The sequence below is a fragment of the Streptomyces sp. NPDC035033 genome (assembly GCF_040636735.1).
GTDB lineage: Bacteria > Actinomycetota > Actinomycetes > Streptomycetales > Streptomycetaceae > Streptomyces.
In genome coordinates this window covers 39767-57911 of the sequence record NZ_JBEZUZ010000016.1, presented here as the reverse complement: position 1 = coordinate 57911, position 18145 = coordinate 39767, and the positions used below count along the sequence as shown (strand labels likewise).

Here is an 18145-nt window from a genome sequence, read left to right as displayed (position 1 = left end):
GGAACGCGCGGACGCCCCGCACCGGAGGGATCCGGTGCGGGGCGCCCGCGGGTGCCGGGAGGCGTCAGCCGATGCGGTTGTAGATCTGGTAACCCGTACCGATCTTGACCGCCGGAGCGAACTTCGACGGCGCGGTGTTCAGGTAGCGGACCAGCTCGCCCGCGCCGTTCACGGCGATGAGGTCGCCCTTGCCGTCCGCGTTCAGGTCACCGGGGGAGGCGAGCTGCTTGAAGCCGCCCCAGCCGGAGCCGACCTTCACGCGGGTCTTGAACGGGGCGGTGGCGCTGCCGGTGCCCGGGTAGACGTACAGGTCGCCGCCGGTGGTGCGGGCCACGATGTCCGTGCGGCCGTCACCGGTGTAGTCGCCCGCGCCGACGATCTTGTTGTAGATCTGCCAGCCGGTGCCGATCTTCACGCGGGTGGCGAGGGCGGTGCCCAGGCCGTTGCCCTTGTAGAGGTACAGGACGCCGCTCTTGTCCCGGGCGATGATGTCGCCCTTGCCGTCGCCGGTCAGGTCACCGGGGCCGACCACGGAGTTGTAGATGCTCCAGCCGGAGCCGATCTCCGCGGCGTCGATGAAGAAGTAGCCGTAGACGATGTGACCGAGGTCGGACATGCCGTCGTTGTTCATCGAGGCCACGCCGAACAGGTTGTCGTCCGGGAACGAGTTCTCGTCGTCGATGGTGAGGCGCGGAGCCAGCTTGCCCGTGGTGGTGTTCTGGTACCAGTACCAGGAACCGCCCGGGGTCAGCGCGTGCACGCCGTCACGGCCCAGGTACGGCATGGTGCCCGAGTTGGCGATCTGGGCGGCGTCCGCCCAGGCGCCCGTCTCGCCCACCTTCACGCGGGGGGCGAGGGTGCCGTTGCCGTTCGGCGCGTAGCCGTAGAGCGTGCCGCCGAGGTCACGGCCCATCAGGCTGCCGTCGCCGCCGGCCACGAGCTGGGTGTAGACGTTCCAGCCGCCGCCGATGGACTTGCGGGAGGCGAACGGGCTGGAGGTGACGCCGGTGCCGGAGTAGAACCACAGGGTGCCGGCGGTGTCACGGGCGTACAGGTCGGCGCGGCCGTCGCCGTTGCCGTCGCCGAGGCCCACGAGCTGGTCGTACGCGCCCCAGCCGGAGCCGACGAGGACGCGGGCGCCGAGCGGCTTGGCCAGGTCGCCGGTGGCCAGGTACAGGTACAGCTGACCGGCCGGGGTGCGGGCGATCACGTCGGCGCGGCCGTCGTTGTTGACGTCGCCGGGGGAGGCGATCTTGTTGTAGATCTGCCAGCCGCCGCCCACGCGGACGCCGGGGCGGGGCTCGCCGGCCGCGTCGACGCTGCCCGTCTCGCTGTTGTCCTTGTACAGGGTGAGCGTGCCGTCCGTGGAGACGGTGAGCACCTCGGGCAGGGTGGTGCCGCCCTGGTTGCCGATCGGGATGACGTCCAGCGCGGCGACCGGGTTGCTCCAGTCGCCGAACGGCCACGTGATGTCGCCGACGACCGCGTTCAGAAAGCCGTCCGCGTCGCGGTAGATGACGTCCTCGGAGCCGTCGCCGTCCAGGTCGGACAGGAGCGGGGAGACGGCCTCGGCGGCGAAGGCGCCGGCGCGGGCCGAGCCCGCCTGCGGCAGGCTCTTCTTCGGGCCGTCGGTGGCGGCCGGCCGCTTCTCGGCGAAGAGGCGCGCGGCCGCGTCGGAGTCGTCGGCCGAGGCCGGGGTCGCCAGCAGCATGCCGGCGGAGAGGGCGAGAGCGGTGCACGCGGCGACACGGCGGCCACGCCCGGAGAACATGGAGCGCAAAATCCCCCCCTGGGGAACGAAGAAAAGAAAGGGACCCGGGCAGGTTCGCGACGCCTCCGCACACGTCGTGGTGTGCGAGTGGCGAACATCCACCCGGATATGAGCGTGAGTGTAGCCCCCGCCGCCGACATCGCGGCCAACGGATTTCGAACAACGCGTCCCGCACCGGGAGCACCGGTGCGGGACGCGGCTGTCCGGAGGTCCGGGGCCCGCGGGCCCCGGGCGTCAGGAGAAGGAGTTGTAGATGTCGAAGCCCGTGGCGAGCTGCTTCCGCGCGGCGAACTTGCCGGGCGCGGAGCCCAGGTGGCGGTAGAGCGCGCCGCCGTGGGTGATGCCCAGCACGTCCGCCTTGCCGTCGGCGTTCAGGTCACCGGGGGCCGTGAGGTGCTTGTACGCGCCCCAGCCGCCGCCGATCTTCACCCGCCCCTTGAACGGTGCGCTCGCCCTGCCCGTACCGGCGTACACGTACAGGTCGCCGGCCTTCGAACGGGCCAGCAGGTCCGCCCGGCCGTCACCGGTGTAGTCACCGGCGCCGACGAGCCGGTCGTACGCGCTCCACCCGTCGCCGACCCGGACCCGGGACGCGAACCCGGTGGCGTGACCGTTGCCCCGGTACAGGTACAGGACGCCCGAGCGGTCCCGGGCCAGCAGGTCGCCCTTGCCGTCGCCGCTCAGGTCACCGGGGCCGACTAGGGCGTCGTAGACGCCCCAGCCCGAGCCGATGACGTTGCCGCCGATCCCCAGACGGCCCTCGTGGACCCAGCCGAACTCGGCGTGGTTGTCCGCGTCGAGCGAGGAGGGGTGGAAGAGGACGACGTCGTTCCACCCGCCGTCCTCGGTCAGCTGCGCCCGGGAGCCCAGGACGCCCCGGGTGGTGACCCCGTACCAGTACAGGTTGCCGGCGCGGGTGCGGGCGTAGACGCCCCCCTTGCCCGTGTGCGGGAGGCTGCCGGAGTTCGCGAACTGCGCGACCCCCGCCCAGCCGCCGGTGTCGCTCACCTTGCGGCGCGGCGCCAGGAACCCGCCGCCCCGGGGGTCGTACAGGTACATCGTGCCGGTGTCGTCACGGGCGGCGAGGGCACCGCTGCCCGCCCACAGCAGCTGGTTGTACGTGTTCCAGCCCTGGCCGATGGCCCGCCGGGGGGCGAACGGACGGCTCAGGTCGCCGGTCGCGGCGTAGAACCACAGGCGGCCGGCGGTGTCCCGGGCGTACAGGTCGCCCCTGCCGTCACCGGTGGCGTCGCCGACGCCGACGAGCTGGTCGTAGACCCCCCAGCCGCCGCCGATCCGCTTCCGGGTGGAGAGCGGACCGGTCATGTGGCCGGTGCCCAGGTACACGTACAGCTCACCGGCGTGGGTGCGGGCGAGGACGTCGGCGCGCTTGTCGCCGTTCAGGTCGCCCGGGGAGAAGACCTTGTTGTAGATCTGCCAGCCGGTGCCGACGGTCCACTCGTAGTCGAAGCTGTCCCGGTGGGCGTCCTGATACATCGTCAGGGTGCCCGTGGTGGAGAGCACGAGCACCTCGGGGCGGATGTTGTTCCCGCCCTGGTTGCCGATCGGGATGACGTCCTTCGCGACCTCGGAACGGTGGGGAAGGAACTCCGCGCCGCCGTTGTCGGACAGGACCGAGTACAGCTTGCCGTCCATGGCGCGGAAGACGACGTCCTCCCAGCCGTCGCTGTTCAGGTCCGCGAGCGGCTGGGCGTCACCCGTGACCGCGGCGGCGCCCGCCCGGTCGGCGGACGGGACGGTGAAGGACCGGCGGGGCAGCTCGACCGGGACCGACGGCCGCTCGACCGCCGGAAGCGGCGCCGGGACGTCGGCCGACGCCGGCGCCGCCAGCAGCATGCCGGCGGAGAGGGCGAGCGCGGTGCACGCGGCGACACGGCGGCCGCGCAGGGAGAAAGCGGTACGCAAAGGTGATCCCCCCCTGGGGATGTGAGAACAGGCCTCCAGGGCAGGGCTCCGCGGCGCCTCCACACGGCGGACGGGCACGTGCGGAGGGCGGACACCCCCCCGGATGTGGGGGGATCATAGCCCTGACCGTCGGGACGGCGACGAAGCTCCTCGTCATCCGTCAGGTCGGCGCCCCGGCCGGGGCCCCCTCAGTTCTTCCGGTGCCCTATCAACCGCGGCTTCTGCTCCAGACCGTCCAGACCGTGCCACGCCAGGTTCACCAGGTGCGCCGCCACCTCGGCCTTCTTCGGCTTGCGGACGTCCAGCCACCACTGGCCGGTCAGCGCCACGCTCCCCACCAGCGCCTGCGCGTACAGCGGCGCCAGCTTCGGATCGAAGCCGCGGGCCTTGAACTCCAGACCCAGGATGTCCTCGACCTGGGTCGCGATGTCACTGATCAGCGACGCGAACGTGCCCGTCGACTGCGCCACCGGCGAATCACGGACCAGGATCCGGAACCCGTCCGTGTAGTTCTCGATGTAGTCGAGGAGGGCGAACGCCGCCTGCTCCAGCAGCTCGCGCGGGTGCCCGGCGGTCAGCGCCCCCGTCACCCCGTCGAGCAGCTGCCGCATCTCCCGGTCGACCACGACCGCGTACAGCCCCTCCTTGCCGCCGAAGTGCTCGTACACCACCGGCTTCGAGACCCCGGCCTTCGCCGCGATCTCCTCCACCGACGTGCCCTCGAACCCCTTCTCGGCGAAGAGCGTCCGGCCGATGTCCAGAAGCTGCTCCCGGCGCTCGGCGCCGGTCATCCTCACCCGCCGGCCACGCCGGGGCTTCTGCTCGCCGCTGCTGCTGGAACTGCCGTCGATCGCCACGTCGTCCATCATGCCGCGTCGGAGGGCGCGGCCTGCCGCCGGGCGTCGATACGGGACCGCGCGGGCCACCGCACGTCCGTCGCCCAGCCCGCCAGCTCGAACCAGCGGATCAGCCGCGCGCTGGAGTCCACCTGCCCCTTCAGCACCCCGTGCCGGGCCGACGTCGGGTCCGCGTGGTGCAGGTTGTGCCACGACTCGCCGCAGGAGAGGACCGCCAGCCACCACACGTTCCCCGAACGGTCCCGCGACTTGAACGGACGCTTGCCCACCGCGTGACAGATCGAGTTGATCGACCACGTCACGTGGTGCAGCAGCGCGACCCGCACCAGCGAACCCCAGAAGAACGCCGTGAACGCGCCCCACCACGACCAGGTCACCAGACCGCCCACCACCGGCGGGATCGCCAGCGACACGATCGTCCACAGCACGAACTGGCGCGAGATCCGCCGGATCGCCGGGTCCTTGATCAGATCCGGCGCGTACTTGTGCTGCGGCGTCTGCTCCTCGTCGAACATCCAGCCGATGTGCGCCCACCACAGGCCCTTCATCAGCGCCGGGACCGTCTCCCCGAACCGCCACGGCGAGTGCGGGTCGCCCTCCGCGTCCGAGAACTTGTGGTGCTTGCGGTGGTCCGCCACCCACCGCACCAGCGGACCCTCCACCGCCAGCGACCCCATGATCGCCAGCGCGATCCGCAGCGGCCGCTTCGCCTTGAACGAACCGTGCGTGAAGTACCGGTGGAAGCCGATCGTGATGCCGTGACAGCCGATGTAGTACATCGCCGTCATCAGCCCCAGGTCCAGCCAGCTCACCCCCCAGCCCCAGGCCAGCGGCACCGCAGCCACCAGCGCCGCGAACGGCACCGTGATGAACAGCAGCAGGGTGATCTGCTCGATGGAACGCTTGCTGTCCCCGCCGAGCGTGGCGGAGGGGAGGGCCTGGGCCTGATCGGTCGCCTCGGACGCCGAGGTCACCTCGGGGCTGGTGGTCATACGTGTCCCTGGGGGTGAGGGTGGGGTGGGTGCGGAAAGATCGGACCGAGGCTACGGCTCCGTAACCTACGGCGACGTAAGTATGGCAGCGCGGCGGCACGCGGCAAGAGGGCACAAGCGGGACCCTCGCCGACGTCCAGGGAATGGACACCTATCCTGGGAGCGTCGGACAGCGCGGTCCGCAAGCCTCCAGAACCCTCCAGACGTGCTTGAACACTGCAAGGAGCCGCACCTGTGAGCAGTGCCGACCAGACTCCCACCACCAACGCCGAGCTGCGTGCCGACATCCGCCGACTGGGCGACCTCCTCGGCGAGACCCTCGTACGCCAGGAGGGCCACGAGCTCCTCGACCTCGTCGAGAAGGTCCGCCGCCTCACCCGTGAGGACGGCGACGCCGCCGCCGAGCTCCTCCGCGGCGTCGAACTGGAGACGGCCGCCAAGCTCGTCCGCGCCTTCTCCACCTACTTCCACCTGGCGAACGTCACCGAGCAGGTCCACCGCGGCCGCGAGCTCCGGGAGAAGCGCGCCGCCGAGGGCGGCCTCCTGGCCCGCACCGCCGACATGCTCAAGGACGGCGACCCCGCCCACGTCCGCGAGACGGTCAAGAACCTCAACGTGCGCCCCGTCTTCACCGCGCACCCCACCGAGGCCGCCCGCCGCTCCGTCCTCAACAAGCTCCGCCGCATCGGCGCCCTCCTGGAGACCCCGGTCATCGACTCCGACCGGCGCCGCCACGACCTCCGCCTCGCCGAGAACATCGACCTCATCTGGCAGACCGACGAACTCCGCGTCGTCCGCCCGGAGCCCGCCGACGAGGCCCGCAACGCCATCTACTACCTCGACGAGCTGCACGCGGGCGCCGTCGGCGACGTCCTGGAGGACCTCGCCGCCGAACTGGAGCGCGTCGGCTACGAGCTCCCCGCCGGCACCCGCCCCCTCACCTTCGGCACCTGGATCGGCGGCGACCGCGACGGCAACCCCAACGTCACCCCCCAGGTCACCCGCGACATCCTGATCCTCCAGCACGAGCACGGCATCACCGACGCCCTCGAACTCGTCGACTACCTCCGCGGCCTGCTCTCCAACTCCATCCGCTACACCGGAGCCACCCAGGAACTCCTGGACTCCCTCCAGCGCGACCTCGACCTCCTCCCCGAGATCAGCCCCCGCTACAAGCGCCTCAACGCCGAGGAGCCCTACCGCCTCAAGGCCACCTGCGTCCGCCAGAAGCTCCTCAACACCCGCGAACGCCTCGCCGCCGGCACCCCCCACCAGGAAGGCCGCGACTACCTCGGCACCGCCGAACTCATCCGCGACCTCACCCTCATCCAGACCTCCCTGCGCGAGCACCGCGGCGGCCTCTTCGCCGACGGCCGCATGGACCGCACCATCCGCACCCTGTCGGCGTTCGGCCTCCAGCTCGCCACCATGGACGTCCGCGAACACGCCGACGCCCACCACCACGCCCTCGGCCAGCTCTTCGACCGCCTCGGCGAGGAGTCCTGGCGCTACGCCGACATGCCCCGCGACTACCGGCAGCGCCTCCTCGCCAAGGAGCTCCGCTCCCGCCGCCCGCTCGCCCCCACTCCGGCCCCGCTCGACGCCGCCGGCCAGAAGACCCTCGGCGTCTTCCACACCGTCAAGGAAGCCTTCGAGCGCTTCGGCCCCGAGGTCATCGAGTCCTACATCATCTCGATGTGCCAGGGCGCCGACGACGTCTTCGCCGCCACCGTCCTCGCCCGCGAGGCCGGCCTCATCGACCTCCACGCCGGCTGGGCCAAGATCGGCATCGTGCCGCTCCTGGAGACCACCGAGGAGCTCCGCGCCGCCGACGTCATCCTCAACGACATGCTCGCCGACCCCTCCTACCGGCGCCTCGTCGCCCTGCGCGGCGACGTCCAGGAGGTCATGCTCGGCTACTCCGACTCCTCCAAGTTCGGCGGCATCACCACCAGCCAGTGGGAGATCCACCGCGCCCAGCGCAGGCTCCGCGACGTCGCCCACCGCTACGGCGTCCGCCTCCGCCTCTTCCACGGCCGCGGCGGCACCGTCGGCCGCGGCGGCGGCCCCTCGCACGACGCGATCCTCGCCCAGCCCTGGGGCACCCTGGAGGGCGAGATCAAGGTCACCGAGCAGGGCGAGGTCATCTCCGACAAGTACCTCATCCCCTCGCTGGCCCGCGAGAACCTGGAACTGACCGTCGCCGCCACCCTCCAGGCCTCCGCCCTGCACACCGCCCCCCGCCAGTCCGACGAGGCCCTCGCCCGCTGGGACGCGGCGATGGACGTCGTCTCCGAAGCCGCCCACGCCGCCTACCGCGCCTTCGTCGAGGACCCCGACCTCCCGACGTACTTCCTCGCCTCCACGCCGGTCGACCAGCTCGCCGACCTGCACCTGGGCTCGCGGCCCTCCCGCCGCCCCGGCTCCGGCGTCTCGCTCGACGGCCTGCGCGCCATCCCGTGGGTCTTCGGCTGGACCCAGTCCCGCCAGATCGTCCCCGGCTGGTTCGGCGTCGGCTCCGGCCTCAAGGCCCTGCGCGAGGCCGGCCTCGACGCCGTCCTCGGCGAGATGCACGAGCAGTGGCACTTCTTCCGCAACTTCCTCTCCAACGTGGAGATGACGCTCGCCAAGACCGACCTGCGGATCGCCCGCCACTACGTCGACACCCTCGTCCCGGACGAGCTCAAGCACGTCTTCGACACGATCGAGGCCGAGCACGCGCTCACGGTCGAGGAGGTCCTCAAGGTCACCGGCGGCGAGAAGCTCCTCGACTCCAACCCGGTCCTCCAGCAGACCTTCGCCATCCGCGACGCCTACCTGGACCCGATCTCCTACCTCCAGGTCGCCCTCCTGGCCCGCCAGCGCGCCGCCGTCGCGGCCGGCGAGGAGCCGGACCCGCTGCTCGCCCGGGCCCTCCTCCTCACCGTCAACGGCGTGGCCGCGGGCCTCCGCAACACCGGCTGACCCCGGCCCGCCGGAGCAAGGGAAGTGCCCCCACGGGAAACCCGCGGGGGCACTTCGCGTACGCGGGGCGCGTCAGCCCTGCGCGGCCTTGCGGCGGCGCATCACCAGGAACGCGCCGGCGGCCGCGAGCGCGGCGGCGACGCCGGCCAGGACGCCGATCGGCGCGCTGGAGCCGGTCTCCGCGAGGTTGCCCTCCTCGGAGCCGCCCTTGGTGTCGGTCTCGCCCTTGACCTCGCCCGTGGCGGCGTCGCCGCCGGTGGCCGTGGTCTCGCCGGTGGCGGAACCACCGGTCGCGGCGGTCCCGCCCGTGGCGGTGGACTCACCGGTCGCCCCACCCGTGGTGGTCTCACCCGTCGTGGTCTCGCCGGTCGTGGTCTCACCGGTGGTGGTCTCACCCGTGGTGGTCTCACCGGTGGTGGTCTCGCCGGTCGTCGTCTCACCCGTGGTGGTCTCACCCGTGGTGGTCTCGCCGGTCGTCGTCTCACCCGTGGTGGTCTCACCCGTGGTGGTCTCGCCGGTCGTGGTCTCGCCCGTGCTGGTCCCACCGGTCGTCGTCTCACCGGTGGTGCCACCGGTGGCCGCGCAGGTGTGGGACAGGTTGAAGAACTTCTCCTCCCCGCCCTTCACGATCGCGACGGCGGAGGTCAGCTCGGCGCCGGGCTCCGAGGCCACGTACGCGTGGTCGTCCTTCGGCGGACCGAAGGAGGTGATCTCGATCGGGGCACCGTTGTCGAACGTGACCGTCAGCTTGACGAAGTCCGTGCCGCCGCCGGGGATGACGAAGTGCCACCCGTCCTTGTCGGCCGGCACCGTGGGGCACTTGCCCTGCTCGAACTTGGCGGCCTTGATCGGGGTCGGCTGGTGGAGCTTGAGCTCGTACTCGCCACCGGTCGCGGAGGCCGTCGGCGCGAGGATCAGGGAGCCCGCCATGGCCGCGACAAACGTGGCGGCAGGTATGAGGGAACGTCGCATGTGCAGTCGTCCATCTGTGGATGAGGGATGCCGTGGGAGGTGGCGGAGGCAGCCTATCCGTCGCCTTAAGTCACGCTTAACCCAGAGGCGCATAACGATCGCGCCAGAAACTGGTTGAATCCGGTCGGACCCACCGGTACGTCACAGCACCAGGAACGTCGCCACCAGCACCGCCCCGCCCGCACCCGCCACACCCCACGCCGTCCGCGGCATCCGCAGACCCCCCGCCACCAGCGGCGCCGCCAGCACCAGCGCCCCGCCCAGCGGCAGCCACGCGTGCAGCCGACCGCCCCAGCCGGTCCGCACGCCCTCGTCCGTCCCCGGCTTCACCACCACCGGCAGCACCGCGTCCGGCCCCGCCGCCACCGACCGCGCGATCGTCAGCGTCCGCCGCGGCGAACCCGCGTCCTCCGGCACGTACGTCCCGCTGCACGTGTCGTCCGTGCACCCCGTCACCGTCAGCGTCCCGTGCTCCCGCCCCTTCGACAGCAGGACGTGCTGCGCCGAACCCCACGACGCCCACACCCCCGCCACGACGAGCAGAACGGCTATGAGGACCATGGCGGCGTTACGGACGTGCGTCATGACCCGCGATCGTACAACCGTACGGCCGAAAATCGACGGTCACGGGAAACCCCGCGACCCGCCTCAGGAGTTGTACGCCGACTGCGCCCGCTCCAGCCCCTCCGTCACCAGGCACTCCACCGCGTCCGCCGACCGGTCCACGAACCAGTCCAGCTCCTTGCGCTCCGTCGACGAGAAGTCCTTCAGCACGAAGTCCGCCACCTGCATCCGGCCCGGCGGACGCCCGATCCCGCACCGCACCCGGTGGTAGTCCGGACCCATCGCCTTCGTCATCGACTTCAGACCGTTGTGCCCGTTGTCCCCGCCGCCCAGCTTCAACCGCAGCGTCGCGTAGTCGATGTCCAACTCGTCGTGCACCGCCACCACATGCGCCGTCGGCACCTTGTAGAAGTCCCGCAGCGCCGTCACCGGACCGCCCGACAGGTTCATGTACGACATCGGCTTCGCCAGCACCACCCGCCGGTTCGCCGGACCCACCGGACCCAGCCGGCCCTCCACGACCTGCGCCTGCGCCTTCTGCGCCCGCTTGAACTTCCCGCCGATCCGCTCCGCCAGCAGATCCACCACCATGAAGCCGATGTTGTGCCGGTTCCCCGCGTACTCCGGCCCCGGATTGCCGAGGCCGACGATCAGCCAGGGCGCGTTCACGTCGTCGGTCATCGGAAACTCCCCATCCGTAGCACCACAGAAAGAAACGGGGTGACGGGCCGCACGGCCCGTCACCCCGTCACGTCGGACAAGAGCCTACGGCTCAGGCCTCGGCGGCCTCGTCGCCCTCGGCCTCGGCGGCCGGCTCCTCGGCCTGGGCGGCCAGGACCTGGAGGACCACGGCGTCGGCCTCGGTCACCAGGGTGACGCCCTTCGGCAGGGTGATGTCGGCGGCGGTCACGGACGCGCCGGCCTCCAGGCCCTCGACGGAGACCGTCACGGACTCCGGCAGGTGGGTGGCCTCGGCCTCGACCGAGAGGGTGTTCAGCACGTGCTCCAGCAGGTTGCCGCCGGCGGCCAGCTCGCCCTCGGCGACGACCGGAACCTCGACGGTGACCTTCTCGCCGCGCTTCACGATGAGCAGGTCGACGTGCTCCAGGAAGCCCTTCAGCGGGTCGCGCTGGGCGGCCTTCGGGATCGCCAGCTCGTTGCGGCCCTCGATGTCCAGGGAGAGCAGGACGTTCGGGGTACGCAGCGCCATGACGGTGTCGTGGGTCGGCAGCGTGATGTGGACCGGCTCCGAGCCGTGGCCGTAGACGACCGCGGGGACGTTGCCGGAACGACGGATCTTGCGGGCGGCGCCCTTGCCGAACTCGGTGCGGACGGCGGCGGCGAGCTTCACCTCGGACATGTGCACTCCTCGTAATGGTGGTGACGACTGTGACTGTCACCCGGCCGCCGACTGGCGATGGCCTGCTACGAAGAGCGCGTCGATAACGGAGTCGCCGACCCGAGAACGGGTACGGCCTCCCTCGCCGAGCAACCTCAGCAGTCTAACCGCACGCCCCCCGCCCCCCAAATGGATCACGGACCGCACGACGCCGGAGGGCCGCCTCCCCCGAACGGGGAAGACGGCCCTCCACACAGACTTCGAGGCTCAGTGCTCCTCGAACAGGCTCGTCACCGAACCGTCCTCGAACACCTCGCGCACCGCACGCGCGATCGTCGGCGCGATCGACAGCACCGTGATCTTGTCCAGCTCCAGCGAACCCGGCACCGGCAGCGTGTCCGTGAACACGAACTCGCTCACCTTCGAGTTCTTCAGCCGGTCCGCCGCCGGACCCGACAGGATGCCGTGCGTCGCCGTCACGATCACGTCCTCGGCACCGTGCGCGAACAGCGCCTCGGCCGCCGCGCAGATCGTGCCGCCCGTGTCGACCATGTCGTCCACCAGGACGCACACACGGCCCTTCACGTCACCGACGACCTCGTGGACGGTCACCTGGTTGGCGACGTCCTTGTCACGGCGCTTGTGCACGATCGCCAGCGGCGCGTCCAGCCGGTCGCACCAGCGGTCGGCGACCCGCACACGGCCCGCGTCCGGGGAGACGATCGTCAGCTTCGAACGGTCGACCTTGCCGCCCACGTAGTCCGCCAGCACCGGCAGCGCCGACAGGTGGTCCACCGGACCGTCGAAGAAGCCCTGGATCTGGTCCGTGTGCAGGTCCACCGTCAGGATCCGGTCCGCGCCGGCCGTCTTCATCAGGTCCGCCACCAGACGGGCCGAGATCGGCTCACGACCACGGTGCTTCTTGTCCTGACGGGCGTAGCCGTACGACGGGACGATCACGGTGATGCTCCGGGCCGAGGCCCGCTTCAGAGCATCGATCATGATCAGCTGCTCCATGATCCACTTGTTGATCGGAGCCGTGTGGCTCTGGATCAGGAAGCAGTCCGCGCCACGCGCCGACTCCTGGAAGCGGACGTAGATCTCACCGTTGGCGAAGTCGAACGCCTTGGTCGGAACGAGACCGACACCCAGCTGGTGTGCGACCTCCTCGGCCAGCTCGGGGTGGGCGCGGCCGGAGAAGAGCATCAGCTTCTTCTCGCCGGTCGTCTTGATCCCGGTCACAGCACTGTCTCCTCAGACTGTTCTCTGGCCGCAAGACCCCGCGCTCCCGTGCGCGTGTGCGAACCAGCCGAATTTGTGTGCACGTATCACGGTACGCCGACTTCGACGTACCCGTTTCCGGTCAGCTTTCGCCGCCCGCCCCCTCCGAGGCCGCCTCGGCCGCCTGCGCGGCCGCGCTGCCGGGCCGCTTCCGCGCGACCCAACCCTCGATATTCCGCTGCTGGCCCCGGGCCACGGCCAGCGCACCGGCCGGCACGTCCTTCGTGATCACGGACCCGGCAGCGGTGTAAGCGCCGTCCCCGACCGTGACAGGAGCCACAAACATGTTGTCCGACCCGGTCCGGCAGTGGGACCCGATCGTGGTGTGGTGCTTCGCCACGCCGTCGTAGTTCACGAACACGCTCGCCGCGCCGATGTTCGAGTACTCACCGATGGTCGCGTCGCCCACGTACGACAGGTGGGGGACCTTCGTGCCCTCGCCCAGCGTCGCGTTCTTCATCTCGACGTACGTACCGGCCTTCGCCTTCGCACCCAGCTTCGAACCCGGACGCAGATAGGCGAACGGACCCACGGAAGCGCCCTCGCCGATCACGGCCGACACCGCCACCGCGTTGTCCACCCGCGCGCCCCGGCCCACCGTGGTGTCCGTCAGCCGCGTGTTCGGACCGACCTCCGCGTCCTCGCCGATGTGCGTGGCACCCAGCAGCTGCGTCCCCGGGTGGATCACCGCGTCCGGCTCGAACGTCACCGTCACGTCCAGCACCACCGACGCCGGGTCCACCACGGTCACGCCCGCCGTCATCGCGGCCTCGACCAGCCGCCGGTTCAGCAGCGCCCGCGCCTCCGCCAGCTGCACCCGGTTGTTGATCCCCAGGATCTCCCGGTGATCGGCCGCCACGGACGCGCCCACCCGGTGCCCCGCCTCCCGCAGGATCGACAGCACGTCGGTGAGGTACTCCTCGCCCTGGCTGTTGTCCGTCCGCAGCTGCTTGATCGCCTCGGCGAGCAGCGCGCCGTCGAAGGCGAACACGCCCGAGTTGATCTCCCGGATCGCGAGCTGCGCCGGCGAGGCGTCCTTGTGCTCGACGATCGCCGTCACGGCCCCGCTCTCCGGGTCCCGCACGATCCGCCCGTAACCCGTGGAGTCCGGCACCTCGGCCGTCAGCACGGTCACCGCGTTCCCGTCGGCGGCGTGCGTCCCCGCGAGCGCCCGCAGCGTCGCGCCGGACAGCAGCGGGGTGTCGCCGCAGACCACGACCACGGTCCCCTCGGGCGCCGCCCCCAGCTCCTCCAGCGCCATCCGCACCGCGTGCCCGGTGCCGTTCTGCTCCTCCTGCACGGCGGTACGGGTCCCCGGGTACGCCTCCTCCAGGTGCCCCCGCACCCGCTCCCGCGCGTGCCCCACGACCACCACGAGGTGCTCGGGCTCCAGCTCGCGCGCGGCCGACACGACGTGCCCGACGAGCGAACGCCCGGCGATCTCGTGCAGGACCTTCGGGGTCTTGGACTTCATGCGGGTGCCCTCACCCGCTGCGAGGACGACGACGGCTGCCGGGCGGTTGGCGCTCACGGATATGCCCTTCGGCTTTGGGTGGTGGACGCACGAAGGATACCGGGGGGTCGGGGGGCGGACATGAGCAAGGGCCCTGACCTGGGAGGTCAGGGCCCGAACCCAGCGAGCTCCCGGGGGAGGACTCGAACCCCCATATGGAGAGCCAAAATCTCCCGTCTTGCCCTTAGACGACCCGGGATGGGCCTTATGTCCGTTTCTGCTGATCCGGACCGGCTGCGGCCCCTACTATGCCGTACCAGGCGCCCTCAATGCGACGGTACAAGTCGGCGCTGCCCAGAACGCGCATGACGAGGCATCCCCGGTACTCCGCCCCGACGTTCTTGCGGACCGTCTTCGGATTGTGGCGCTTGAGGGTCGTCTTGTTGAAGCGGGATGGATCGGCGCCGACGAGTTCTGCCCAGTAGCGCTCGGCCTCGGCCACATCGGCAGTCTCGTGGATCATGAGGCTGTAGGTCCGGCGTTCGGGCTCGATGCCCAGGAGGTCGAGCCAGGCGCTGAAAACCCGCACCATTCCGGGGTCGCTGTTGACGAAGGTGACGCGTTCGCGCCGCGCGTGCGGTTTGTCCTTCGTGCCCTCGGCCCAGTAGAGCCCCACGCCGAGGATGAAGAGTTCCCGGTCCGACATGGCGCCGATCTCCTCGGCCGCAGCGAGCTTGGTCGCTCGCCGTTGCTCCTCGCGCCGGAGCATCGTCGGCTCCCACCCGCGCCGGGCGATCTCGGAAGCCTCCTCCCGGGACCGTTTCCGCTCCGGTTTCGGCAGGTCCCTCACCCACAGGGAGATCGAGCTCTTCGAGCAGCCCAGTTCGACCTGGATCTGGTCGTAGGTCATGCCCTGGAGGCGGAGCTCGCGGGCGCGGTCGCGGAGGTCGTCCTTCGCGCGGGGGCGCTTCGTCCATTCCGGAGGGGGTTCGCCCTGGACCAGGCGCTGGAGGAGGTCGTTGTTGAAGATCTTCAGGCGGTCGCGGATCTGGCGGAGGCTGAGGCCCTCGCGGCGGAGGGCGACCGCCTGGGCGCGCAGGTTCTCGAAGTCGGCGTAACGGCTGAGTTCCGTGGTCATGTGACGAGCTTCGTCCGGTATGCGGACGCCCGTGTCGAAAACTTCGGCGATTCAACAGTTCGAGGGACTGGTGTGCGGGAGGTTGACGTCCTGCGGATTTCGTCGGGGGGCGACCTTAGGGTGGGGGCATGACCGCAACGGGGGCAGATCGGGACGCGCCGGGCGCGCGGACGTGGTGGTGGGCGCGGCGGCGGAGCGTCGTGCTCGACGGAGGGCTGGCGCTGGTGTCGGCGGTGGAGTGCGCCGCCGAGGGGGTGGCGTTCTCCGGGAAGGCGGGGGTGCCGGAGGCGGTCGGGGCGCTGCTGGGGTTCCTGGTGGGTTCCGTGCTGCTGGTGCGGCGGCGGTGGCCGATCACCGTGGTGCTGGTGTCGATCGCGGTGGCGCCGGCGGAGATGGGCTTCCTGATGGGGGTCGTCGGGCTGTACACGCTGGCGGCGTCGGAGGTGCCGCGGCGGTACACGGCGGTGCTGGCGGGGATGGCGACGGTGGCGGTGTTCGTCGTCACGGCGGTGGAGATGCGGCGGGACATCGCCGCGCAGGCCGACGACTTCGATCCGAGCACCTGGTACGTGCCGGTGATGGCGCTCTTCATGACGCTGGGGCTGAATGCTCCGCCGTTGTTGTTCGGGCTCTACATAGGGGCGCGGCGGCGGTTGATGGAGAGCCTGCGGGAGCGGGCGGACTCGCTGGAGCAGGAGTTGTCGCTGCTGGCGGACCGGGCGGAGCAGCGGGCGCAGTGGGCGCGGCAGGAGGAGCGGCGGCGGATCGCGCGGGAGATGCACGACGTGGTGGCGCACCGGGTGTCGTTGATGGTGGTGCACGCGGCGGCGTTGCAGGCGGTGGCGTTGAAGGATCCGCAGAAGGCGGTGCGGAACGCGGCGCTGGTGGGTGACATGGGGCGCCAGGCGTTGACGGAGCTGCGGGAGATGCTGGGGGTGCTGCGGGAGGAGGCGCCGGCGGAGGTTCCGGCGGCGGTGCCGTTGGCGGCGGTGGGGCGGGCCGCGGCGGCCGCGGCGGTGGCGGCGGCGTCGGAGGAGGGGCCGGGGCTGGCCGCGGTGGAGGGGTTGTGCGAGCAGTCGCGGCTGGCGGGGGCCGTGGTGGAGCTGGTGGTGGTGGGGGAGCCGGGGGAGTGTCCGCCGGAGGTGGAGCGGACGGCGTACCGGGTGGTGCAGGAGGCGTTGACGAACGTGCACAAGCACGCGCCGGGGGCGGAGGTCGTGGTGCGTCTGGGGCACCGGGGGTCGGAGGTGGCGGTGCAGGTGGAGAACGGTCCGTCGGACGCGGGTGCGGCGGACGCGGGTCTGCCGAGCGGGGGGAACGGTCTGGTGGGGATGAGGGAGCGGGTCGTGCGGCTGGGCGGGGTGTTCGTGTCGGGGCCGACGGAGGCGGGCGGTTTCAAGGTGTCGGCGGTGATTCCCGTACGGGCCTAGGCCGGGGCTGCCGTGCGGCTGGGGCTGCCGTGCGGCCGGTTGTCGTGCGGCCGGGGCTGCCGTGCGGGACCGGGCGGGGTCCGTCCGCGGACCGGGTCTGGCGTGCGGGCGGGGTCAGCCGGTGGTGAGGCGGGTGGGGCGGGTGCCGGTGACGAGGGCGGCGAGGGCGGCGTCGATGTCGCGGCCGAGGTACCAGTCGCCGGTGTGGTCGAGGCTGTAGACGCGGCCTTCGGTGTCCATGGCGAGGACGGCCTGGTGGTCGCCTTCTTCGCCGAGGGGGGCGAGTTCGGTGCCGAGGGCGCGGCCGAGGTCGCCGAGGGTGCGGGCGAGGTGGAGGCCGGCGAGGGGGTCGAAGCGGAGGGTGGCGGGCGCTATCTGGCGTCCGTGGCCGGGGGCGGTGAGGTGGAGGCCGCCGAATTCGGCCCAGGCCTCGACGACGGCGGGGAAGACGCTGTGGCGGTGGCCGGCGGGGGAGACGTGGGCGCGGAGGGTGTCGGCCCATTCCTCGGCGAGTTTGATGTCCCAGCGTCCGGGCTGCCAGCCGGCGTCGCGGAGGGCGGCGTCGACGTTGACGGGGAAGCGGGTGGTGCTGAGGTGCGGGTGCGGGTGGTCGGGCATGGGGCGGGGTCAGCCGTTCTCGGAGGGCGGGGCGGGGGCGACGCTGCGGACGCCGAAGTGGTCGAGGAGGGCGGCGCAGGAGCGGCAGGGTGCGGAGTAGCTGCCGTGCAGGGGGTCGCCGTCCTCGCGGATGCGGCGTGCGGTGATCTTGGCGTGCTTGAGGCTGCGGCGGGCCTCGCCGTGGGTGAGGGGCTTGCGCTGGGCGCGCTTGGAGCGGTTGTTCTCGGCGGCGGTGAGGTGTCGGGAGAGCAGGATGGCTTCGGGGCAGCGTCCGGTGAAGCGTTCCCGCTGGCCGCTGGTGAGCGTGTCGAGGAAGTCCTGCACGAGGGCGTGGAGGACGGGCGGGGTGTCGCCGCGGCCGGCGGTGCAGGTGAGGGTTTCGCCGCGGACGGACAGGGCGGCGCCGACGGCGGGCAGGATGCCGTCGCGCCGGTGGAGCAGTAAGGGGGCGCGACCGGTGTCGGTGTCGCTGCTCCAGTTGAGGCGTGGGTCACCCTGCGTGGGCGTCGTGCTGGCGTACATGGTGCTGGTCTTCCCCTCCTGCAATCCCCCGAGTTGCGGTGCACAGCCTGCCAAATAGGGAGCCATATGGGGAAGCTGGGTGGGGGTTTCGACGTGCCGGTGTGTCGGAGCCGTGGTCGGCCTGTCATGGGTTCGTGACGGTTGGTGACGGTGCGTGTGTGGGGTGGGGCGGCGGGGGCGCGGGCCGGTTCGTGGTCTTGTGGCAGCGCATAGGCTGTGCGGGACCGGTCGGGTGCCGCTGTGCGCGGTGGTGTCTGGTCGGAGGAGCAAGCAGTAGCAAGCAGTAGCAGCCAGTGACGCCATGCAGGGAGCAACCGC

The 18145-nt window shown here is 71.3% G+C and carries 15 protein-coding genes and 1 tRNA gene; 2 read left to right on the top strand and 14 right to left on the bottom strand.

What is annotated here, in order from left to right; all coding sequences use genetic code 11:
* Positions 1 to 64: 64 nt before the first annotated feature.
* From AB0E83_RS09840 to AB0E83_RS09825, 4 genes are all read right to left on the bottom strand, one after another.
* The gene (locus AB0E83_RS09840; protein ID WP_362108441.1) at positions 65 to 1771 is read right to left on the bottom strand and encodes a VCBS repeat-containing protein; all 1707 of its coding nucleotides are present in this window, start codon (positions 1769 to 1771) and stop codon (positions 65 to 67) included.
* Positions 1772 to 2005: 234 nt separating this feature from the next.
* Positions 2006 to 3697 (bottom strand): FG-GAP-like repeat-containing protein, encoded by a 1692-nt coding sequence (locus AB0E83_RS09835; RefSeq protein ID WP_362108439.1) that lies wholly within the window; start codon positions 3695 to 3697, stop codon positions 2006 to 2008.
* 188 nt (positions 3698 to 3885) lie between these two features.
* Entirely contained in the window at positions 3886 to 4566 is a 681-nt protein-coding gene (locus AB0E83_RS09830; protein WP_362108437.1) for a TetR/AcrR family transcriptional regulator, read from the bottom strand.
* On the bottom strand, positions 4563 to 5546 hold the full coding sequence (locus AB0E83_RS09825) for a fatty acid desaturase (RefSeq protein ID WP_362108435.1): 984 nt from the start codon (positions 5544 to 5546) through the stop codon (positions 4563 to 4565). Before AB0E83_RS09825 ends, AB0E83_RS09830 begins: the two co-directional genes overlap by 4 nt.
* A 234-nt stretch (positions 5547 to 5780) precedes the next feature.
* Here AB0E83_RS09825 and ppc point away from each other — a divergent pair, with 234 nt between their 5' ends.
* Positions 5781 to 8510: a phosphoenolpyruvate carboxylase gene (ppc, locus tag AB0E83_RS09820; protein WP_362108433.1), complete on the top strand. Its 2730-nt coding sequence runs from the start codon at positions 5781 to 5783 to the stop codon at positions 8508 to 8510.
* A gap of 72 nt (positions 8511 to 8582) precedes the next feature.
* On the opposite strand, the gene AB0E83_RS09815 is transcribed toward ppc, so the two are convergent.
* The 8 genes from AB0E83_RS09815 to AB0E83_RS09780 all read right to left on the bottom strand — a co-directional run bounded on the left by AB0E83_RS09815 (position 8583) and on the right by AB0E83_RS09780 (position 15257).
* Positions 8583 to 9440: an LPXTG cell wall anchor domain-containing protein gene (locus AB0E83_RS09815; protein ID WP_362108431.1), complete on the bottom strand. Its 858-nt coding sequence runs from the start codon at positions 9438 to 9440 to the stop codon at positions 8583 to 8585.
* Between the two features lie 183 nt (positions 9441 to 9623).
* Positions 9624 to 10067, bottom strand: coding sequence for a hypothetical protein (locus AB0E83_RS09810; protein ID WP_362108429.1), 444 nt, complete (start codon positions 10065 to 10067; stop codon positions 9624 to 9626).
* 63 nt (positions 10068 to 10130) lie between these two features.
* The gene (pth, locus tag AB0E83_RS09805; protein ID WP_362108427.1) at positions 10131 to 10727 is read right to left on the bottom strand and encodes an aminoacyl-tRNA hydrolase; all 597 of its coding nucleotides are present in this window, start codon (positions 10725 to 10727) and stop codon (positions 10131 to 10133) included.
* Positions 10728 to 10818: 91 nt separating this feature from the next.
* Positions 10819 to 11406: a 50S ribosomal protein L25/general stress protein Ctc gene (locus AB0E83_RS09800; protein WP_362108425.1), complete on the bottom strand. Its 588-nt coding sequence runs from the start codon at positions 11404 to 11406 to the stop codon at positions 10819 to 10821.
* 246 nt (positions 11407 to 11652) lie between these two features.
* Positions 11653 to 12627 (bottom strand): ribose-phosphate diphosphokinase, encoded by a 975-nt coding sequence (locus AB0E83_RS09795; RefSeq protein ID WP_030494695.1) that lies wholly within the window; start codon positions 12625 to 12627, stop codon positions 11653 to 11655.
* Positions 12628 to 12748: 121 nt separating this feature from the next.
* Entirely contained in the window at positions 12749 to 14197 is a 1449-nt protein-coding gene (gene glmU, locus AB0E83_RS09790) for a bifunctional UDP-N-acetylglucosamine diphosphorylase/glucosamine-1-phosphate N-acetyltransferase GlmU (protein ID WP_362108423.1), read from the bottom strand.
* A gap of 110 nt (positions 14198 to 14307) precedes the next feature.
* A tRNA-Gln gene (locus tag AB0E83_RS09785) sits at positions 14308 to 14378 on the bottom strand.
* 6 nt (positions 14379 to 14384) lie between these two features.
* On the bottom strand, positions 14385 to 15257 hold the full coding sequence (locus tag AB0E83_RS09780) for a hypothetical protein (RefSeq protein ID WP_362108421.1): 873 nt from the start codon (positions 15255 to 15257) through the stop codon (positions 14385 to 14387).
* A gap of 128 nt (positions 15258 to 15385) precedes the next feature.
* Here AB0E83_RS09780 and AB0E83_RS09775 point away from each other — a divergent pair, with 128 nt between their 5' ends.
* Positions 15386 to 16687, top strand: coding sequence for a histidine kinase (locus tag AB0E83_RS09775; RefSeq protein ID WP_362108419.1), 1302 nt, complete (start codon positions 15386 to 15388; stop codon positions 16685 to 16687).
* A 114-nt stretch (positions 16688 to 16801) separates the two neighbouring features.
* Here the strand turns inward: AB0E83_RS09775 and AB0E83_RS09770 are convergent, their stop codons facing one another.
* Together AB0E83_RS09770 and AB0E83_RS09765 are read right to left on the bottom strand one after the other, a co-directional pair.
* Positions 16802 to 17305, bottom strand: coding sequence for an SUKH-3 domain-containing protein (locus AB0E83_RS09770; RefSeq protein ID WP_362108417.1), 504 nt, complete (start codon positions 17303 to 17305; stop codon positions 16802 to 16804).
* Between the two features lie 9 nt (positions 17306 to 17314).
* On the bottom strand, positions 17315 to 17827 hold the full coding sequence (locus tag AB0E83_RS09765; RefSeq protein WP_362108415.1) for a YwqJ-related putative deaminase: 513 nt from the start codon (positions 17825 to 17827) through the stop codon (positions 17315 to 17317).
* Positions 17828 to 18145 lie beyond the last annotated feature (318 nt).

Bases quoted from the DNA above. Each gene is read 5' to 3' on its own strand.
- pth (WP_362108427.1), bottom strand. From the start codon at position 10,727: ATGACCGACGACGTGAACGCGCCCTGGCTGATCGTCGGCCTCGGCAAT.
- AB0E83_RS09770 (WP_362108417.1), bottom strand. From the start codon at position 17,305: ATGCCCGACCACCCGCACCCGCACCTCAGCACCACCCGCTTCCCCGTC.
- AB0E83_RS09815 (WP_362108431.1), bottom strand. From the start codon at position 9,440: ATGGCGGGCTCCCTGATCCTCGCGCCGACGGCCTCCGCGACCGGTGGC.
- AB0E83_RS09800 (WP_362108425.1), bottom strand. From the start codon at position 11,406: ATGTCCGAGGTGAAGCTCGCCGCCGCCGTCCGCACCGAGTTCGGCAAG.
- AB0E83_RS09830 (WP_362108437.1), bottom strand. From the start codon at position 4,566: ATGATGGACGACGTGGCGATCGACGGCAGTTCCAGCAGCAGCGGCGAG.
- AB0E83_RS09825 (WP_362108435.1), bottom strand. From the start codon at position 5,546: ATGACCACCAGCCCCGAGGTGACCTCGGCGTCCGAGGCGACCGATCAG.
- AB0E83_RS09840 (WP_362108441.1), bottom strand. From the start codon at position 1,771: ATGTTCTCCGGGCGTGGCCGCCGTGTCGCCGCGTGCACCGCTCTCGCC.
- AB0E83_RS09780 (WP_362108421.1), bottom strand. From the start codon at position 15,257: ATGACCACGGAACTCAGCCGTTACGCCGACTTCGAGAACCTGCGCGCC.
- AB0E83_RS09810 (WP_362108429.1), bottom strand. From the start codon at position 10,067: ATGACGCACGTCCGTAACGCCGCCATGGTCCTCATAGCCGTTCTGCTC.
- AB0E83_RS09765 (WP_362108415.1), bottom strand. From the start codon at position 17,827: ATGTACGCCAGCACGACGCCCACGCAGGGTGACCCACGCCTCAACTGG.
- AB0E83_RS09775 (WP_362108419.1), top strand. From the start codon at position 15,386: ATGACCGCAACGGGGGCAGATCGGGACGCGCCGGGCGCGCGGACGTGG.